This window comes from Moritella sp. Urea-trap-13, from assembly GCF_002836355.1.
Classification (GTDB): domain Bacteria; phylum Pseudomonadota; class Gammaproteobacteria; order Enterobacterales; family Moritellaceae; genus Moritella.
Genome location: NZ_PJCA01000031.1, coordinates 1310694 through 1331324 on the forward strand (window position 1 = coordinate 1310694; position 20631 = coordinate 1331324).

19 protein-coding genes are annotated in these 20631 nt (G+C 39.1%); 6 read left to right on the top strand and 13 right to left on the bottom strand.

Going from position 1 to position 20631, the window contains the following annotated elements; genetic code table 11:
• Window positions 1-37: 37 nt before the first annotated feature.
• Window positions 38-1981, top strand: a complete 1944-nt coding sequence (locus tag CXF93_RS13880; protein WP_101063074.1) for an exoribonuclease II — start codon at window positions 38-40, stop codon at window positions 1979-1981.
• A 111-nt stretch (window positions 1982-2092) separates the two neighbouring features.
• On the opposite strand, the gene CXF93_RS13885 is transcribed toward CXF93_RS13880, so the two are convergent.
• Together CXF93_RS13885 and folE are read right to left on the bottom strand one after the other, a co-directional pair.
• Window positions 2093-2650, bottom strand: coding sequence for a GTP cyclohydrolase (locus CXF93_RS13885; RefSeq protein WP_101063075.1), 558 nt, complete (start codon window positions 2648-2650; stop codon window positions 2093-2095).
• A 290-nt stretch (window positions 2651-2940) separates the two neighbouring features.
• On the bottom strand, window positions 2941-3591 hold the full coding sequence (folE, locus tag CXF93_RS13890; RefSeq protein ID WP_101063076.1) for a GTP cyclohydrolase I FolE: 651 nt from the start codon (window positions 3589-3591) through the stop codon (window positions 2941-2943).
• Window positions 3592-3775: 184 nt separating this feature from the next.
• On the opposite strand from folE, the gene moeA reads away from it, so the two are divergent.
• A complete protein-coding gene (gene moeA, locus CXF93_RS13895) occupies window positions 3776-5008 on the top strand; it encodes a molybdopterin molybdotransferase MoeA (RefSeq protein ID WP_101063077.1) in 1233 nt (410 codons plus the stop codon).
• Window positions 5008-5805 carry a molybdopterin-synthase adenylyltransferase MoeB gene (gene moeB / locus CXF93_RS13900; RefSeq protein WP_101063078.1) on the top strand — a complete coding sequence of 266 codons (798 nt, stop codon included), beginning with the start codon at window positions 5008-5010 and terminating at the stop codon, window positions 5803-5805. The genes moeA and moeB overlap by 1 nt, the downstream gene beginning before the upstream one ends.
• A 74-nt stretch (window positions 5806-5879) precedes the next feature.
• Here moeB and CXF93_RS13905 read toward each other — a convergent pair whose 3' ends face one another.
• On the bottom strand, window positions 5880-6695 hold the full coding sequence (locus CXF93_RS13905) for a hypothetical protein (protein WP_101063079.1): 816 nt from the start codon (window positions 6693-6695) through the stop codon (window positions 5880-5882).
• Window positions 6696-7216: 521 nt separating this feature from the next.
• Between CXF93_RS13905 and CXF93_RS13910 the strand changes: the two genes are divergently transcribed.
• Both CXF93_RS13910 and CXF93_RS13915 read left to right on the top strand, forming a co-directional pair.
• Window positions 7217-7483, top strand: a complete 267-nt coding sequence (locus CXF93_RS13910) for an acyl-CoA-binding protein (protein ID WP_101063080.1) — start codon at window positions 7217-7219, stop codon at window positions 7481-7483.
• Between the two features lie 697 nt (window positions 7484-8180).
• On the top strand, window positions 8181-8390 hold the full coding sequence (locus CXF93_RS13915; protein WP_006030497.1) for a cold-shock protein: 210 nt from the start codon (window positions 8181-8183) through the stop codon (window positions 8388-8390).
• Window positions 8391-8633: 243 nt separating this feature from the next.
• On the opposite strand, the gene can is transcribed toward CXF93_RS13915, so the two are convergent.
• The 5 genes from can to CXF93_RS13940 all read right to left on the bottom strand — a co-directional run bounded on the left by can (window position 8634) and on the right by CXF93_RS13940 (window position 14309).
• The gene (can, locus tag CXF93_RS13920; protein WP_101063081.1) at window positions 8634-9257 is read right to left on the bottom strand and encodes a carbonate dehydratase; all 624 of its coding nucleotides are present in this window, start codon (window positions 9255-9257) and stop codon (window positions 8634-8636) included.
• 210 nt (window positions 9258-9467) lie between these two features.
• Window positions 9468-10661 (bottom strand): Na+/H+ antiporter NhaA, encoded by a 1194-nt coding sequence (gene nhaA / locus CXF93_RS13925; protein ID WP_101063082.1) that lies wholly within the window; start codon window positions 10659-10661, stop codon window positions 9468-9470.
• Window positions 10662-11224: 563 nt separating this feature from the next.
• A complete protein-coding gene (gene pgl / locus CXF93_RS13930; protein WP_232784216.1) occupies window positions 11225-11944 on the bottom strand; it encodes a 6-phosphogluconolactonase in 720 nt (239 codons plus the stop codon).
• 82 nt (window positions 11945-12026) lie between these two features.
• Complete coding sequence (gene zwf / locus CXF93_RS13935) at window positions 12027-13508, bottom strand: glucose-6-phosphate dehydrogenase (protein WP_101063084.1); 1482 nt, start codon at window positions 13506-13508, stop codon at window positions 12027-12029.
• A 297-nt stretch (window positions 13509-13805) separates the two neighbouring features.
• Window positions 13806-14309, bottom strand: a complete 504-nt coding sequence (locus CXF93_RS13940; protein ID WP_101063085.1) for a Tfp pilus assembly protein FimT/FimU — start codon at window positions 14307-14309, stop codon at window positions 13806-13808.
• A gap of 178 nt (window positions 14310-14487) precedes the next feature.
• Between CXF93_RS13940 and CXF93_RS13945 the strand changes: the two genes are divergently transcribed.
• A complete protein-coding gene (locus CXF93_RS13945) occupies window positions 14488-15153 on the top strand; it encodes a glutathione S-transferase (protein ID WP_101063086.1) in 666 nt (221 codons plus the stop codon).
• 163 nt (window positions 15154-15316) lie between these two features.
• Here the strand turns inward: CXF93_RS13945 and CXF93_RS13950 are convergent, their stop codons facing one another.
• The 5 genes from CXF93_RS13950 to CXF93_RS13970 form a co-directional block, all read right to left on the bottom strand.
• Window positions 15317-15730 (bottom strand): hypothetical protein, encoded by a 414-nt coding sequence (locus CXF93_RS13950; RefSeq protein ID WP_101063087.1) that lies wholly within the window; start codon window positions 15728-15730, stop codon window positions 15317-15319.
• 168 nt (window positions 15731-15898) lie between these two features.
• Window positions 15899-16666 carry a uridine phosphorylase gene (udp, locus tag CXF93_RS13955; RefSeq protein ID WP_101063088.1) on the bottom strand — a complete coding sequence of 256 codons (768 nt, stop codon included), beginning with the start codon at window positions 16664-16666 and terminating at the stop codon, window positions 15899-15901.
• A 220-nt stretch (window positions 16667-16886) separates the two neighbouring features.
• A complete protein-coding gene (locus CXF93_RS13960; RefSeq protein WP_101063089.1) occupies window positions 16887-18092 on the bottom strand; it encodes a BamA/TamA family outer membrane protein in 1206 nt (401 codons plus the stop codon).
• Window positions 18089-19441, bottom strand: coding sequence for a DUF4056 domain-containing protein (locus CXF93_RS13965; protein ID WP_101063090.1), 1353 nt, complete (start codon window positions 19439-19441; stop codon window positions 18089-18091). The genes CXF93_RS13960 and CXF93_RS13965 overlap by 4 nt, the downstream gene beginning before the upstream one ends.
• A complete protein-coding gene (locus CXF93_RS13970; RefSeq protein WP_101063091.1) occupies window positions 19441-20436 on the bottom strand; it encodes a virulence protein in 996 nt (331 codons plus the stop codon). Before CXF93_RS13970 ends, CXF93_RS13965 begins: the two co-directional genes overlap by 1 nt.
• Between the last annotated feature and the right edge of the window lie 195 nt (window positions 20437-20631).

The window sequence follows — 20631 nt, forward strand, 5'->3', positions numbered from 1 at the left end:
CGTATAGTGTGCGCAATTCATTATAGGAAGGCTTTACATGTTTCGCGACAATCCACTACTATCTCAATTAAAACAAAATATGCGCCAAAACACGCCGAGTGTAGAAGGCACAGTTAAAGGCACTGAACGTGGTTTTGGCTTCCTTGAAGCGGATGATGGCGAAAGCTATTTCATCGCTCCGCCGCACATGAAAAAAATCATGCATGGCGATAGAATTAAAGCATATATCGAAACCAACGGTGATAAAACATCAGCAGAACCAGATACCTTAGTTGAAGCTAAGTTAACGCGTTTTATTGCGCGTATTAGCATTGCTAAAAACAAACTAACCATTGTTGCTGACAGCCCTGTTATCAACATGCCAATTAGAGCAAAATTAGTTGGTTTAGGTGAGCAAAAAGTGAGTGATGGTGATTGGGTTGTTGCACAACTTAAATCTCACGCACTAAAAGATGGTAGCTTTGCAGCAGAAGTAACAAGTTTCGTTGCGACTGACACCGATCCAAATGCACCATGGTGGGTTACATTAGCACGCCAAGATCTAGCCAAAGACGTACCTGCAATGCCTGATTCGGTAGAATTTAAAGATGACACTGCGCGTGTTGATCTTACCGATAAAGCATTCTTCACAATCGATTCAGCTTCTACTAAAGATATGGACGATGCGCTGCTTGTTGAAAAAACAGCAGAGGGTAACTTAAAAGTGACGGTTGCGATCGCCGATCCAACATCATATATCCCAGCAGATTCAGAATTAAATAAGATTGCTGCAGAGCGTGCTTTCACTGTGTATCTACCGGGTCGTAATATCCCGATGATGCCACGTGAATTAAGTGACAGTGTTTGTTCATTAGTTGCAGGTGAAAAACGCCCAACACTATGCTGTACTTATACAATTAACCAAGATGGTGCACTAGCAGAAGAATTTGAATTCTTTACAGCCTGGATCACCTCACAGCACAAACTGTCTTACACACAAGTCTCAGATTGGATTGAAGAAATATCAACTGAATGGCAACCTGAAGCGCAATTGGCTGAACAATTACAATCATTGGCTACGTTTGCTCGTCATCGTCAACAATGGCGTAAAAACAATGCCATTGTATTCCCTGACCAACCAGATTATAGCTTTGAGCTAGACGACAGTGGCAACGTACTTGCTATTCACGTTGAGCATCGCCGTATTGCCAACCAAATGATCGAAGAAACGATGGTTGCAGCGAACATCACCGCAGCACGTTTATTCCGTCAAAATGGCGATGTCGGTGTATTTAATACCCACGCTGGTTTTGATCCAGAGAAGATTGACTTGGTTGTTGAGTTACTGACTGAACACGGTATCGAATGCACTAAAGAACATATCCAATCTCTACCTGGTTATGTTGAATTACAACGTACGTTAGCTGAAAAAGCCAATCCAGCGTTAGATAGCCGTTTACGTCGTATGCAAAGCTACAGCATCATCAGTGCAAGTGCAGAACGTCACTTCGCAATGGGCTTAGAGGGTTATGCAACATGGACATCACCAATTCGTAAATATGGTGACATCCTTAACCACCGTCTTATCAAAGCAACATTAACGAAAGGCACTGCACGTTCTGCAACAGAAGATGAAGTTATCTTAATGTCAGAACGTCGCCGTCAGCACAGAATGGCTGAACGTGATATCTCGTCTTGGTTATATGTTGATTACCTAACACCTGCAGTAGAAAGCAAACAAGCATTCGAAGCCAGTATTATGGATGTTAACCGTGGTGGTTTACGTGTGCGTTTACTTGAAAATGGTGCGGTTGCATTTATCCCTGCTAGCTTATTACATGATAATAAGAAAGAAGTTAAATGCTTAGTCGAAACCGGTCAAATCAGCATTAAAGATGAAGTTGAATATAGCCTAGGTGACGTTATCTACGTTAATATCGCTGAAGTTAACAAAGAAAAACGTAATATCCTTGCTAAACCAGTTGAAAAAATAGCCGGTTAATCAGCATCACGATTTACAATAAAAAGTAATGACAAATACTGTGCATAAATAGTAATCATTAATTCGTCGTTATTAATAGTACGTTAACTAGGGCAAGTTCATTTGCCCTAGTTAAATCATAAACCCCGCCCTACCCCAATTTCGTTGTCGCTCGGTATGTAATTGCACAATTAGTCTAAGTGCATTATTTGGATCTATTCGCCAGCTAGCATTAATATCTGGATTTAACGCGGTAAACTCAATCAACATTTTTTGTAAATGCATCAGCATCACAGTCGCGACTTGTTCTCGTGTTGGTACATCGATAACAAACTTAAACGCTTGTAACTCCATCATTTGATATTGTTCTAATACAAAGCCTAAATCTGCTAACGTTTGTTCATATTTGAGCTGTTCTTTTACCAATGCGACATCCACTCTCGCTTGACGATCTATGTTGATTGCGTCAGCATAAATACCATCCACATTAACTAAACCTTGCGTCGGGTTGTCATCATAAATAGTCAATAACGCCATATCTTGGGCGTAACTACTATTGGCATTAGTGACGATAAAACTGGTTGTTGCCACTAAGCAAACTGCAAAAAAACACAGTAATAACTGCTGGGCAAATTGTTGGTGCTGGTAGTTTAATCGCCATAGTGTGGTTAGTTTTAATATCGGCTTCATGTCAGCTACTCATTGGTTATCAATGAAGCCATTAAACCAAACAAGTGTGGCGATTAAATTACCCTAAAATGATGAACAAAGATGAATTATGACAAAATGTGGCAATGCGAAATAAGTTACGTGAGCGGGTGGAGGTTAATTTTGCCATTTAAAAAGATGATGTAGATATTGAAGGTTTGGTTTTAGGTATTAAAGGTTTGGGTATTGAAGAGATGAATAAACCTAAACTACAGAGTGGACGCACTCGAGAATTGCAGTTTAGGTTTACTTAATCATGTACTAACTATTAACTAGCGACAGTGTAAAAACTCTGCTCTGGTTTCTGGACGTGATTTAAAGATACCACCCAGCGATGTCGTGGTTGTTTCACTTGTCGCATCCATCACACCACGTGCTTTCACACAATAATGTGTCGCTGTAATGCTCACTGCAACATCTTGCGAATCAAGTAAGGTTTGCAGTGCAACTAAGATTTGTTGCGTTAAGCGCTCTTGTACTTGCGGACGGCGTGAGAAGAATTGCACAATACGGTTAATCTTTGATAAGCCGATCACTTTACTACGTGGAATATACGCAATTGTCGCTTTACCATCGATAGTAATAAAATGATGTTCGCAAGTACTCGTCAAGGTAATATCACTTACCTTAACCATTTCATCCACTTGCATTTTATTATCAATTAAAGTGATTTTAGGAAACGACGCATAATCCAAGCCTGAGAATATTTCATTCACGTACATTTTGGCAATACGGTGTGGCGTTTCAGCTAAGCTATCATCACTTAAATCAAGCTCTAATAATTTTAGAATTTCGGTAAAATGTGATTCAATGCGTTCTTTTTTTTCTGCGCTTGATAGCCCAGTTACGATCATTGGTGTTTCTAACCCTCGCTCTTCCAAGACTGAACGGACTAATAAAGCTTCTTTACTTAGGCAGGTCATTAATTACTCCACAAACGGATCGACTTAAAAATATTGCCGCATAATAGCATCTAACAATTGATAAGATAAACAAATTAGCTTAAATAGCCATAATTAAGCATTTTATTGTTATAGATCCTTTCACCAACCTGTTGAGTTTGTCATAATTGACGATATAACTAAAAAATAACCACAAGGGTATATGATGGGATGTTGTGACGTACAAGGGCTAAAACCACTGGATTTAGCGATGCAAGAAATGTTGGACAATATTGATGCAGTAACAGAAACACTGACATTAGACTTAGCAGAAGCACTCGATTATATTCTCGCTGAAGACATTTCTTCGCCAATGAATGTCCCGCCATTTGATAACTCAGCAATGGATGGTTATGCAGTTCGCATCACCGACCTCAATCAATCAATGACCCTACCACTTGCTGGTAAAGCCTTTGCAGGCCAACCGTTTGATGGAGAATGGCCTCTCGGCACTTGTATCCGTATTATGACTGGTGCACCAGTACCAACAGGTTGCGAAGCCGTTATCATGCAAGAAAGAACACAAGTAGATGGTGATCTTATTACCTTCGAAAGTTTACCGCCAATGCATGACAACATTCGTAATGCTGCTGAAGATATCGCTATCGGCCAAGCTGTATTAACCAAAGGTCGTCGCCTTACCCCGCGTGATATTCCCATGCTAGCAACGATTGGTATTGATAAAGTAACAGTCTACCGCCGTCTGAAAGTGGCTGTTTTTTCAACCGGTGATGAGCTAAAAAGCTTAGGTCAGCCACTTGGCAATGGTGAGATTTACGACAGTAACCGTTACAGTATCAATGCCATGTTATCTCGTTTGAATTTAGATATTATTGATTTTGGTATTGTCCCTGATAACGAAGACCTACTACGCGAAACGTTTATCAAAGCCGATGCCGTGGCAGATGCAGTGATAACATCAGGCGGCGTATCTGTTGGCGAAGCTGATTACACTAAAATATTACTCGAAGAACTAGGGGAAATTGGTTTTTGGAAATTAGCAATTAAACCAGGTAAGCCCTTTGCGTTCGGTACATTACCAAACAGCAAGTTCTTTGGTTTACCCGGAAACCCAGTTTCTGCAACAGTGACGTTTCATCAACTTGTGGTACCCGCATTAGCGAAGATGACCAACCAAGTTTATACGCCGACACCACGTTTTAATGCCATTGCTGCAACTAAACTGAAAAAAGCACCTGGTCGCATGGACTTTCAACGCGCTATTTATAGTGTTAATGCGCAAGGTCAACTGGAAGTGGTATCAACAGGCAGCCAAGGTTCTGGCGTTTTCAGTAGCTTGAGCCACTCGAATTGTTATGCCATTATCGAGCAAGATCGCGGCAACGTAGAAATTGGTGAAACAGTCACTATTGAACCATTTAACGAGATCTTAAATTAATGCCAAACCCATCTATTGATGGCAGCTTAGCTTGCGAAGATATTTTATCTTCGCAAGAAGAGTTACGCTATAACCGTCAAATAGTGCTGCGCCACTTTGATTTTGATGGCCAAGAAGCCTTAAAACAAGCCAATGTATTAATAATAGGTGCAGGCGGTCTAGGTTGTGCCAGTAGTCAGTACTTAGCCGCTGCCGGTATCGGTAAGATGACATTAGTCGATTTTGACCATATTGAATTGTCCAACTTACAACGACAATTACTGCACCGTGATAGCCGCATTGGTGAGTTTAAATCACTGTCGGCGAAATATGAGCTAGAACAGATAAACCCACACTGTGAAGTACAGGCTATTACCACAAAACTGTCTGAAGATGAGATGGTTAAGCTGATAGATCTGCATGATATTGTGCTTGATTGTACTGATAACGTCGATACAAGAGAGCAGATAAACCGTGCTTGTTTCGCGTTACGCACACCCTTAGTATCCGGCGCAGCTATTCGAATGGAAGGTCAAATTAGTGTATTTACCTATGCTGATAACGAACCTTGCTACCAATGCCTCAGCCAATTATTCGGCAGCGGAACATTAAGCTGTGTAGAATCCGGTATTATGGCACCTATGGTGGGTATTATTGGTGCGATGCAGGCTATGGAAGCGATTAAAGTGGTTGCCAATTTTGGTCAGCCAATGACGGGGAAAGTGTTGCTCGTTGATGGACTTACCTTGTCGTTTCAAACAATGAAATTACCAAAACTACCGACCTGTTCGGTATGTAATACCCCACACACAAAATAACGATATTAAACTAGCGCGATGACTCGCTAAATCGCGCTATTCACTTCTATTTATTCAAGTCGAAACAAACCCAACTATAAGAAAATGTGTGCAAGGTAAGAAACCAGTAAGCAATAAACCAGGTTTGCAATCAAACTCGCTTCCAGCCCGACAAACCAATATAGCAAACCTAGCGTTGAGGACGTGATAGCAGATATAACAACAATAAAGATGATAAGATTTATTGAGAAAGTAGCTGTCACCACTGCCACAGATAGAGCCATAAACAATGACAATATGATCGATGAAATAACAATAGTATTAGTGGTTAATTTAAACTTTGAAGGCTTATTTTCAAAAATCATCAGTTTTGATAACAAACTTGATAGCGGTAACATGAATACTGACAAATATAATGAACTGGATAGCACCGCTGTCAACCCAATTAGAATCAGGTCTAACGAGTTAAATATTTGATGATACTGAAGGAACGCTTGTGGTAAATGCGGTTCTGCAATAACAAAAATTAAACTACATAAAATAGCCGTCAATAAGCCGAAACAAGCCCCGAATACAAGCGTTAGTCGCAATTCCGATAAGAATCCAGCACTGTTTGTCGCTTGTCGCGATGATGCTGCCATCTTATCCGTGCAAACAATACCAAAATAAGCAGAGCAAGAAATTGCTAGCAGTACAATCGCCACTAACGGGGCAATAAAGTTGCTTGTTAACCCAATGCCCATCGGCAAATTAGAAAACAAAAATGAGGTGATGTTTGTTTGTTCCGTGAATACTAATGCACTTACGACTAAAATAACGCAAATAAACATCAAGCAGCGTTGTAGCATAGAAAAATTATTCAATACGGCCTCGAATAATGATATTTGTCTCTTCGATTGTTGTTCTATCATATCTTACTTAGAAAAATGAGTTTAGTGTTACTGAATTGATGATGTCAACGCTATACATGTTATTAACACCCAAAAGGTCGTAACTACAAATGGGTAATGATATATATTCTCACGTATATATCAAGTTTAATTATCCACTTTCATCCTAGACTCCGACTATTCCTGCGCCATATCAATTATTATTAGTTCACGACATTATTGATAGCAAAGCACTGGGCACAAAAATCATTCGGGTGACAAGCCAATCTAACTCAGATAAAGGTCCTTAGTATCCGCGGATGAGATGATGAGTAAATTTAGAATAATCATACTTATTTAAAAGTTATTAGTTTGAATAATAAGGGTTTTTATTGTTTAAATTCATACCTAAAATTGAAATAAAAGGATGTATTCAGCAGGAAATAAAGGTAAGATTCACTTTAGCTTAACTACTCATTAGTAGGTGCGTTACGACATTGCTAGTTGTAATGATATTTAAGTACTTTTTGATTTAACCATTTAGATAGATAAAGGAATATACAATGACAGACCTACGCGCTAAATTCGACGCTACAGTAGAGCAAGTTCAAAATGGCACTGCAAAGAAAAAACCTTCACAAGAAACAAAATTAGAGTTTTATTCATTATTTAAGCAAGCAACAGAAGGTGATGTAGCAGCGAAGAAGCCATCTATCTTTGATATGGTTGGTTTTGCTAAGTGGAGTGCATGGGATAAATTACGTGGCTTATCTTCAGATCAAGCGATGGAAAAATACATTTCACGTGTAGAAGAAGAAAATGCGGCTTAAGCATTTAGCTAAATGACTTGTTGTCGGTAACCTGTTGTCAGTAAATAGTACTATTTACTGACAATTTAGGAAGGCGCTGTCTACTCAATAAGAAATATACTTTAAATTACATGCCTATTATTTATTAATGAAATGCTTTACTACTTTTTTTTGGTTGAAAAACCACTGTCTACGAAAACTCTTACTCATTATCGTTCCTTAATATGTCTCTTATATATCCCTACACACTACATCCAGTGTACGATCACACTTATTCCATTCACCACCATAAAGCTTTAATATCAAAACCTTACATCTACTTACTATAGTTAATAGACCACTAAACTAACAGTAAAGGCTAACTTAGCAATCATTACAGACTCAGCGAAATTCAAAAACTAGATCATCATGTGAATTGGCTGCTATATGAACTAAGATTGAATAAAATAGCAGTTTTGGCGGCTGAAAAGCCAGCAAACAAGCCTTTGATACGTTGATTTTATTAATGAAAACAACAATTTTACAAAAATAATGTACGAGTGTATTGCTATGAATCTTTAACCATGTATAATTCGTCTTAAGAAATTAGGCTAGTTTATATCGGTAGAATAATCTTTAGTTAATACTTGTATTGATTATTGTTTTGTATTGTTTATATAAGTTACACCCTGGTTTTTTAACAATTTTTTTAATAATATATATATACAGGGTTTTTAATATGTCTAATACAGTAATCGGTAAAGTAAAATTCTTCAACGAAGCTAAAGGCTTCGGTTTCATCGAACAAGAAAATGGCCCAGATGTATTCGTACATTTCAGCTCTATCTTAGTAGATGGCTTTAAAGTACTTACTGACGGTCAAAAAGTTGAGTTCACAGTAGGCCAAGGCCAAAAAGGTCCACAAGCTGAGAACGTTAAACCTCTTTAATAGTTTACTATTAATCGGTTAAACAGTTATCAAAAAAGGTGAACTTAGTTCACCTTTTTTATTACCTAAAATTTATGACATCTTAGATGCATTTATAGTTAGGTAATAAAAAGCCAATGAGTTATCTCATTGGCTTTTTTTATGCGTACTATATAGTGTTATAGCGCTAAAGTCCTATCCTAATACTACATTAAGTTCTTAACCTAAGGTCCTAAGCTAAGGCTCTTAACCTACGCTACTTAACTATTTGGTGATCACTTCTAGCTGCTTCTCTCTCGAGTTAATGCTGTCAGTTAAGCTTTTCAATACACCGTTACTGATATTAAAGATCCAGCCATGCACGGTTAACTCACGACCTTTACGCCAAGCTCGCTTCACGACGGTGGTATTACAAACATTTCGAACTTGTTCAACAACATTTAATTCACACATACGGTCGATCTTATCTTCAGGACGTACATCTTTTAAATCATCCATATGGAAGCGTTCTACGTCTTTAATATGACGAAGCCAGTTATCAATCAGACCATGCTGCCCGCCCTCCATAGCAGCTTTAACGCCACCACAACCATAGTGACCACAGACAATAATATGTTTAACTTTAAGTACTTCCACGGCGTACTGGATCACGGACAAACAATTTAAGTCAGTATGTACAACAACATTGGCAATATTTCTGTGCACAAATACTTCCCCCGGGGGCAGGGCCATAATTTGATTTGCAGGTACGCGGCTATCGGAACAACCGATCCACAAATAGTCTGGAGACTGTTGTTTGGAAAGTTGTTCAAAAAAGTCTGGGAACTGTTCATTAATCTGTTCTGACCATGCGCGATTACGTTCAAATATCGATTTTATAGTACTCAAGACTACGCTCTCTAATTATGATAACTACATTTTGAACTATTAAAGTAGCTTGTTTAATCAAGATATTCAACTGATAAATAAGTAATCTTTGGATATAAGCGACTGGACTTATGAGTGAAATAATAGGGGGAATAAGCTTGTAAACGTTAGATATAAGAAAGCACCCAATCGAGGGTGCTTTAATATTTTTATCATGATGTTAGCGTTAAATTATTTCGCTAATTTCTCTTGCTTAGATAGACATGATCTCAGCATTAAGAAACCAATCACACCAGAGAGTAATGAACCTAAGATAATACCAAGGCGCTCATCAAATAATAAGTTGGTGCCAGTCTCTTCGAAAGCGAGTGAACCAACAAATAAGCTCATGGTGAAACCAACACCACATAGGATGGCGGTACTATATAAAGAACACCAATCCATGCCTTTTGGCATTTGCGCAATTTTACATTTAATTGCTAACCAACATAGACCAAAGATACCCACTTGCTTACCAATAAATAAGCCTAACGCAATACCCATAGGGACTGGATGTAAAATTTGTTCTATACCAACACCCGATAAGTTAATACCTGCGTTTGCAAACGCAAAGATAGGTAAGATAACAAAGGCAACAACAAAATGTAGTCCGTGTTCCATCTTCTTCAACGGTGAATATGATTTATCTTTTGACTGCATTGGGATAAACAAAGCAAGAATAACACCGGCCAATGTTGCATGTACGCCAGATTTCAACATGGCAACCCACATCACAATACCAACGATGATATACAGTGCTTTCGAATCAACATTACGCTTATTTAAATAAGCTAGCACAGGAATACAAAGCGCCGCAACGATAAGTGCAGCTATTGAAATCTTCGATGTATAGAAGAAAGCAATAATCAAAATCGCACCGATATCATCAAAAATAGCGAGTGAGGTTAAGAATATTTTCAAACTAACTGGTACTCGTGAGCCCAGCAAACTCAAAATACCTAATGCAAATGCAATATCTGTTGCAGCAGGAATAGCCCAACCACTTAATGCTGCAGGATCATCGATGTTGAAATAAACATAAATAAGCGCAGGGAATAACATACCACCGATAGCACCAATACCCGGTAGGATAATATTACGCGGATCAGAGAGTTCACCTTCGACTAACTCTCGTTTTAGCTCTAGTCCAACTAAAAAGAAGAAGACGGCCATTAAGCCATCATTAATCCAAAGTAATAATGGTTTCGCAATTTCTAAACCACCCAGTTTAATCTCGACTGGTGTATCTAAAAATAATGCATATAGTCCTTGTGCAGGGCTATTAGCTAAAATCATAGCCAATACAGCAGAGAACATTAACGTAATGCCACCCGCTGACTCTAGTTTAAAGAAACTAGATAAAAATGAATCTTGTGTGTTGTTCATGCTTGTCCTTATACTTACATATTCATCTATAAATGGTCGCTCAATACAAAACAACGCTAATCCATTACACCACTATAGAATGAAAACATGTCAGTATTATCAAATACTATAAATTAAAGAATAATTAAACAATAATTATATTTAATGCTATTAAAGGTGCTTTGCCACCGTTTCGTTTCATTCGACATAATATGACACATAACATTAGGAAATCACACATATATATCTCAAATCCAGCGCTACAAAATAACCATAAATGGCTAATTCCCAGCTTTAAACCAGTTGAAAAACCTTCCTTGAATACAAAAACACAAAGAATGTAAATAAAACACTGTCGAGAAGGTACTTAAAACGCCGTTTAAGAAGAGTTATGCGCGTAACTCAAACTAATATTAGCTGAATTTATGATAACCGCTTTATAGGGCTTTAAAGTTTATTTTATGAGAAATTAAATATTTGTAACTCGTATGAAAAACAAGCAGGTGAACGAAAAAAGACCTGTTAGTATTAACTAACAGGTCTTTTACGCTAAGTACATTGAATTAAACCGTTTGGTCTATGTCTTAGTTATTAATTAATCTTGCCGCTGCTGCATCCAAGATCCACTCAGTGGTTCCTTGGCTTGCTTTAACTTGTGCAGCTGGATAAGCAAGGGCAGCATCTGCATTATCATGGATCTGCTTAATTACTTCAGCTTTGCTCTCGCCCAACACTAAATAGCTAATGCGTTTTGCATTTGCTAACAGACGTGCAGTTTTAGAAATACGGTATTGTCCAGACTCTGGGTGCTGTGCAATGATGGCAATATTTTCATCATTGTAATCAGTTTGGCCAGGAAATAATGATGCTGTATGACCATCACCACCCATACCAAGTAAGATCCAATCAAAACAAGGCAAACCATTATGCGCAGGGATACACTCTTGCATCTCTTGGGCAAAACGCACGACTTCTTGTTCTGGTGTATTTTCACCTAAAATACGGTGAATATTCTCTGTCGGTAGCGCTACCTTAGAAAATAATAATGTTTGAGCTTCACCAAAATTACTTTCAGCATCATCAGGTGCTACGCAACGCTCGTCGCCCCACCAAAAATGTAAATTAGCCCAGCTAATACTCGTTGCAAATGGTGCTTGTGCTAAAACTTTAAATAAAAGCTTTGGCGTACTGCCACCTGATAACGAAATATGTACCGGTTTATCTTGCTGGCTGTATTCAACAAGTGAATAAGCTAGTGACTCAACAACTTGTTCTGGTGTTTCAAAAGTACGATAATCCATCATGATCCCACGCTACTATTAATTTATAAGTTAATAACCTGATTTATAAGTTAATAACCTAGTTTATGAGTTAATTAGTGAAGAATTAGTTAATTACTTCTTCACTCGAAAAACGCCATTCTCGGCCATCTTTCTCAAGCATTTCATCTGCTTTATTCGGACCCCAACTGCCACACTTATAACCAAATAAAGATTTTGCTTCTTTTTTGTAGTCTAAGATTGGCTGCACGAATTCCCAACATGCTTTAACTGCATCTGAACGGGCAAATAACGTTGCGTCGCCTTTCATACAATCAAGTAATAAACGCTCATAAGCTGTTAATAGGTTATTTTCTTCTAAACTATTATAGTCAAAACTCATTGATACTTGTTGAGCAGTGAAACCTGCACCTGGTTTTTTCAAACCAAAATCCATTTGAATTGATTCGTTTGGTTGGATACGCAAGATTAGTTTATTTTCAGGCGCATTCTGACCAAAGATTGGATGTGGTGTCTTTTTAAAGTGAACCACGATCTCAGTCAAACGTTCTGGCATACGTTTACCTGTACGAACATAGAAAGGTACGCCGTTCCAACGCCAGTTGTCGATCATCATCTTCATACCCACATATGTAGGAGTACGTGAATCTTCATCAACGTCTTTTTCACTACGGTAACCAGGCATTTCTTTGCCGTTTACTACACTCTTGGTGTATTGGCCTAGTACTAGGTTATCACGTAGATCTTGTTCTTCAAGTGGACGTAAGCTTTGGATCACTTTAACCACTTCGTTACGCATCGCATCTGCGTTGATTACCGCAGGCGGCTCCATCGCTACAAGAGCAAGCACTTGAAGTAAATGATTTTGTAGCATATCGCGTACTGCGCCAGAATGGTCGTAATAACCACCACGTTCTTCAACGCCTAAGCTTTCAGCCGCTGTAATTTCAACATAGTCGATGAAACTACGGTTCCAAAGCGGCTCAAACAAGCCGTTAGAGAAGCGATATACCAATAAGTTCTGTACTGTTTCTTTACCTAGGTAATGATCAATACGGTAGACCTGACGTTCGCGGAAACAAGTATGTAGATGCTCATCTAACTCGTTTGCAGAAGCAAGATCATAACCAAACGGTTTCTCAACGATTAATCGTTTCCAACCATTACGATCTTTGTTTAATTTATGTTTAGCTAAATTGGCAGAAATTGCTGCATATAAGCTGGGTGGTGTAGCCATATAATAAATAGCATTACCAACCGTATTATGTTTTTCAGATAACGTTTCTAAGCGCTCTTTAAAAGCAACATAACTGTCTGCATCTGTCATATTCATTGAGATATAGTACAAATGCTTACTGAAATCTTCAGCTTGTTGCTGAGTAATACCTTCACTTAGGATTAAATCATTAGTTACTTTTTCACGGAATGAATCGTCCGTAAATGCAGTTTTACTCGCACCCAAAATAGAAAAATCTTCAGGTAACAGCTCATTGACATAAAGGTGAAAAAGCGCGGGGAGTAGCTTTCGTTTTGTTAAATCACCCGAAGCACCAAAAATGACAATACTGTTATTCTCAGGTTTTACCATGGTTTAATTTCCTAAAGATTTTATCGAAAAGATATAGAATATATGGCGCTAGTCTGTTTGCGTGATGCATAGATAACGGACTAGGCGCGGCATTATCACTCAAAATGAGCAAAAATTAAAATGGTTTCAGCAATATATCCACCAAATACTCACAAATAGGTATTTGATTGAAAGTGTATTTCTAATCAAACGGCACATCACTTTCGAATGAAACAAATAATCGAAAGTTTAGAAAGCAGACAAGGTTAAGTAAATGTTAACAGGTGTATAAATAAACAGCGTAAATTAAGTGTCAATTCACTCCAAACAGTCGCCTGTCAATTTAATCTCAACATTAGCGATAGACTCATTATTATAATGCGCAGTATAGGATAATGCGCAGTCCGTCGATTCCAGCTTATTCATTCTGATCCAACTCTGTTGCGGGCTTACATTTTTACAGGTATACATGCCATCACTTGAAGTAATAGTGGTGCCTTCAACAAGGGGGCCAGAGGTTAATCCGAGGATATGGCAGATTTCAGTTGGATGTAGTAGTTGCCCAGAAACGAGATAGTACTGTTTGACGTCATATTGGACATACGTTTGACCGTTAATTATCTGCTTACGCGATGCGATGTTGGAGGCTGTTTTCAAGGTATCAACCGCGTTGGTTAATTTGCCACGCAGATCCGTTAGCACTGCGACTTTCGCTTCACGGTGTGTTTTGGTGTACTCGGGGATAGCAAACATAGCTAGAACGGAAAGAACCACAATAACAAATGTTAATTCCAGTAATGAAAAGCCCATTTTTTCATTCATTAAAATCTAATACCTTAAACTTGTTCAGTTAACTCGAGCGAATACTAACATACCTGCGGTATATACAAGACTAATAATATAATCATTTTAATGTATATATCGCGATGATTTGATACAGTAAAACAACGTTAGATAGTTTAATCTCAATATCTTAAATGTTTTATGTTGGAGTCTATTAATGCAACCTATTCGCCCTGCTATTTTTTATTCGTTTCGACGTTGCCCATACGCAATGAGAGCACGACTCGCGGTTTGTTATAGCCAAGTTGAAGTTGAATTAAGAGAAGTGGTATTAAAAGATAAACCAACGAGCTTGTTAGCTTACTCACCTAAAGGCACTGTACCGGTTTTAGTCACCCAAGATAAAAAGGTCATTGATGAAAGCCGCGACATTATGCAGTGGGCGCTAGCACAAAATGACAGCAATGATTGGTGCCGCCAAAACCAGTCCAATTTACAAAAACAGATCAGCTCACTGATCGATGAGAATGATAACGAATTCAAAGCTATTTTAGATAAGTATAAATACGCTGACCGCCACCCTGAATTTACTGAAGCGCAATATCGCGAGCAAGGCAGCCATTTTCTGACTCAGCTAGAACTGCTACTGAGATTACATAATAACCTTATTGATGAAGATATTAGTCTCGCAGACATTGCTATTTTTCCCTTCATCCGCCAATTTGCAAGTGTTGATAAAGTCTGGTTCGAGCAAGCCCCCTACCCTAAATTACGCGCTTGGTTAAACCGACATACAAGCTCAATATTATTTACTGATATTATGTATAAATACCCGCAATGGTCTGCTGGTGATAAAGCGGTTTATTTTTCCTGTACAAATTAACTTACGCCTGACAAATTAAGTTATGCCTAACAAATCGATTACGCAGTAAAAACTAAAAAGCCAGTACTACATATGTAGACTGGCTTTTATATTGATGACTAAACCCTGTGTTAACTGGTTATGCTCGATTCAACGATCTAAGTCAAAATAGCTAATCCCACGGCTATGACTTCATCACTAAATAAACAGTGTCATCTTTTTCGTATACTTTTGATAGTTCGTCGCCTTCACCAAGAATGACTACATTCTGGCCCGATTCAGTTTTCGGCTCGCCACTAACAGCATCAATGATGATTGCTGCACCAATTGCCATCAATAGTGGATTTTGATACCAAGATGGACGTTGGTATCCATTTACGACAACAACAGGTCGACCACGATAAATAGGTGCTCGGTAGTTAGGTGCTCTGATTACTTTAGCTGGAGCTCTAACAACTTGGCCAGGTTTACCTACACGACCATGCTCTTGACATTGAACGCCACCAGCACGTTTACAGCCTACCGCTGCGTCTGCAGTCGTAATAGCTGATACGTTAAGAGTAAAAAATGCGGTGATCATTATAAGTAGCTTTTTCATCGTAAATCCTTAATTGATTTGATGATGAAATAGTACTGGATAAAAGCAGGAGGGAATATTTCGTTTGAAATTTAATTATCCCAAACGAAATATTTAGCTTAATTATTTATAACAATTTTTATAATACTGTTTATATTTCAATAATTAAGTGCTGACAATATTTTGAGCCTAAGCAGTCAACATACGACGAGCAGCATCAACAACAACTTTAATCGATCTTGTTTCAACAAGCTTCATTGCTGCTTCATCAGGGATCTCTTTTTGGGTGCGGTTAATAATAACACCAGCAACACAACCTGCTTTTAGACCTTGGCTTGCACACATAGTAAAGAGTGTTGCAGATTCCATTTCAAAGTTAAGCACGCCCATATCTTGCCATTCTTGCATAGAACCTTGGAAACGGCGTGTTACACGACCAGAGAATGTATCGTAGCGTTCTTGACCTGGGTAGAAAGTATCACTTGATGCCGTAACACCCATATGCACCTTAATACCTTCAGCGTCTACAGCGGCTTTCATTTCAGTCGCAACAGCAAAATCCGCTACTGCAGGGTATTCCATCGGCGCAAAATGCAAGCTTGCACCGTCAAGACGTACAGAGGCTGTTGTGACAATCATATCGCCAACATTAATGTGCTTTTGAATCGCGCCAGTTGTGCCAACTCTTAAAAATGTTGTTACACCTAATTGCGCAAGTTCTTCAACAGCAATAGAAGTCGATGGACCACCAATACCAGTTGAACACACTACAACTTTCTTACCTTCTAAATCGGCTAAATAAACCGTGTATTCTCGATGACTTGCTAAAAATTTAGGATTTTCCATTTGCTGTGCGATCTTTTCGACACGTGCTGGATCACCTGGAATGATAGCCAATTCGGCACCTTGTAAGTCTGCTTTATTGATACCAAGGTGAAAAACGTTTGCAGTAGTCATAGCATATTCCTTAAAACCGGAGAGAACCGTCACTATAAATATCAGTATTAAAAATGGCGGTAAATATTAAAAAACAATGATAATGCAGCAGGCTTGCCTATAAAGTGATAATTGTCACATGTTTCATATATAACCTAATTATATTTCATTCATGTTAAGATCTATAAACAATACTTAACTGTATTTTCATGAATTCCGTTAAACGTGTTAATAAATGCGCTTAAAACGCTTCATTAACATTAAAATAGAATCCTGAATCCCCATTACCAAAACCCATGTCTAAGCGTAGATTAACTTTGGGTTTTACTTCAAACCGATAACCCACGCCGGCCGTTGGCAATAGCTCATCTGTGGATAATTTATCAATGTTATCGGCAAGCCCACCAGCACCGCCCCAAAATACCATGCCATGTCGACCAGGCAGATTTAAACGATATTCAACTTGTGCTAATAACATTTGTTCATCGCGATAGCGTCCCGAGTTATAACCACGTAACAACCCGCCACCGCCTAACGCCGAAAGTTGATCCCAAGGCACATCCCCCTGGGTAAAACGGCCATGAACTTGCCATGCTAATACATCACCGCTCTCACCTATGCTCAGGTACTCACTATATAATAACGATTGAACATTAAAGTCAGCTTGGCTACCAAACTCTTGACGATACCACTTCGAATCAAGCTCGACAAGACGGCCAGAACTCGGGCTCAGCACGCTATCTCGACTATCATAGTTAACCAATAAGTTAACCCCGACACTACGACTACTCTCCATCAACATACTGCTATCGACTGTCGATTCCAAGCTATCAATATCATCTGCTGAACTATAGTTAAAATCCATGCCAATACCAATAAAGCTTTGCACGGAAATACGTTTGCGTAACGAAGGCGCCAGTGATAATTGCTGATTATCAAATGTCACCTTATTACCGTCCAGTCTATTTTCATCATAACCGCGGCCATAATATACTTCAGGTGCATCTGCGATAACGGCATCAACATAAAACCGTAGGGTATCTTGCTGTAAAAATGTTTTATTTTCAACAGCAACCCCCAGCGCCCCATTAGCAGAAGCAAAACCGTTAATAATTAATGACGATAGCTGGCTCACCTGATCATTTTTATCTACTTGATAAAGGCCAATTGCCGAAACGCCAACCCCAAATGACATTTCTGGATTATAAAAAGGTCCAGGTAATACGCTAAAGTCAATCACCTTGTCTTGGTTATACTCGCCATCAGCGCCAAGGTTCTCTAATAACCCATCAATCCAACTACCTTGCTCGGCGCTAGCGCTTTTATCTACATAGTTGCTTTCATCTATATAACTGCCGTCATCCGCAAAAGCGCTCAGCCCCGTCGTCAGCACGAATAAACCCGAGAGCAGTAACCGTGACTTTAGCTTTGCTCGATAACGACTCATGATTTATCATCCAGGCGCTTGGCTTTTAACTGCTTGTCATCTTCAACCTGGTTATATGCAGACAATGCTAAAAATTGCTCACTGGTAAAACCATGCGACCACAGTTTTGCAGGTATATGGCTAAAGTTAGCTTTAAATTTATCATCAATAAATAACCACAATTTTGCCGTTACATCTATATCAATACCCTGACTGTAACGTGGCAGCGATAATTGTTTGGCTTGATGCTCTTGCTGACACTCACCTTGCTGGCGATCCTCTGACAAACATTCCCCTGGTAAATAGAGTGGCGCTAGCAAAGGCCAATGAGCATGTGCTTGGGCGGCTTGTTTATCCACCAAATACGGCGACTGAACATCACCCAAGGCATAATGGCGTTTTAATAACATAAACTTATTTGGCAATGGTTCATTTGAATCCCACCAATCGCCGTCAATCACATCAAACAATGCATTAGTTTGCTCAGCTGTTACTGGCTCAAGTTGATTGATTGCAGCTGTTAGCCAGCCGTTCATGTGTTGATTAAACAAAGTTTTGTTCATCGCTAAGTTATTACTAATTAACGCTAATGCGATCTTAGCACCAAGCATATTTGAGTAAATATCTTCAGGTGAATAAGCTGATACTTCCTCAGACCAAAGTGCCCAACTGCGATAACCATGCCATTGTGCTATTTCATGAGACTCCGCCATTAAATAGCCTAACCTTGCAGCCATATCTGCGGCTAAATTCCAGCGCTGTAATGGGTCAAGATGTTCAATGTCAAAGGCTTTTAATTGAATGTAACGCGGGCCAATTTCAGGCGGTAACTCTATTCTTGCTTCTTGACCTAACTGCTTATAAATTTTATAAAACAAAATGATGCTGTTATCAGCGGTGTCACGTACATGGGCTAAATCGATGAAGCCGCCAAGTCGCGTATAGATCTGGCCATTATTTTCACCGCTGCTACTGCCGTCTGGCAAGGCTTTTACATAACTGAATGTACCCGCATCAAAAGCATGTGCGCCAATATCATTGGCACCAAGCGTATTAGCATAACGAAAGAACGGCACTTGTAATGTTCCAACTTTGACTTTTTGCGCATTACCAAAGGCGCAGCATGGTCTTACATCACCTGGCATCGCTAAGCTGGAAAATCCATTTAACTCGGTACTTGCAAGCACATTCCGATCAGGCTGCGCCGTTAGTGCTTCAGCGACAGCTTCATCAGTTGGTAATGAACGAACTTGCCAATCTTGACTGCAAGCAGTTAATAACATAGCGCCAAACGCAAAAATAGACACTTTAATCAGTTGTATTTTATTAGGGCCTATGTTGTGGGTTACAGCATTAAAAGATGCAGTCATTAAAAACGATACCCTAGGCTGACCATCATGCTACGGCGAGTGCCTACACCTGCTTCCATGAGCAGATCGACATTGTTGGTAATTTGTGCTTGTCCACCGATTAAGGTGTTCCATTTGTCTTCAAGGTGTTGCTCGACTTTAAATTTACCATTACCCCATCTACCCGGTAAATTAACACCTATGTCACTAAGATTGCCCTCGAACGTTTGTTCTACATTCTGATACATGGCGCCAGTCCATAACTGCATATCATGACCTTTAAATTTCCAGCGATAGCCAACACGTGGAGAGACGACAATAGAGCTGATTTCACCATCGAGAATATCTAATGCGGTATTGGTGTAGTTGACATCGAGCAAGGCAAACCAATTATCAATGCCACCAACAATCGTGGTGCCAGCGCCATAGGTAATACCTTTAAAATTCAATTCAAAAGCGTATGGTCCATATTCCTTAGGATCCCGTATCCACCAATCAACAACGGGACTAACCATCGCTGTACTGCTGCCCTGAGTGTAACCGAGAATGCCATAGACATTTAAAAACGGTAATACCCAAACATCACCCCGTAAAGTAAGTGTTTCTGATTCTTGTTGTGCTGTCGATGTGCCGACTTTCACGCGATCATCAATAATCGGTCCAATGCCGCTAAAGGCAACTGAGTCGACGACCAATGGCTGTTCCATCTTCATATAGGTCATGCTAAAACCATATGGCTTTGGTAGTTCATGCCCTAAATCGATAGCTTCTTGTGCCCAAATAGGAAAGTTACGTTCGTAGCGATCATATTCTGCAGCACTGAGTAACTCACTTTCAGATTCTGTTAACGTAGTCGATACCACCTGCGTTTGTTCAATACCGACAATATGTTTCACGTTACTGTTGTTGGTCGATTCTAAATCTGTAGAGGTAAATAGATGATCATTGGCGGATACAGAAAATGAACTGCTGATAAGTGCCGTCATTGCCATTGTTAAATGCGTGTTGTTGTTCATCATACTACCTCTAAAGACTAATAAGGCGCGGAGTCTAACAAACACATTTAAGAAAACAATTCATCGAACATTCAATTACAATAACTTACAGTAAATTACAATAATGGTTCATTAATATAATTATAATAAGACAGGGCAAAGCAATTTTTATCAATGACTTATTGATAAAAATTCAATAATGCAACACACGTAAGA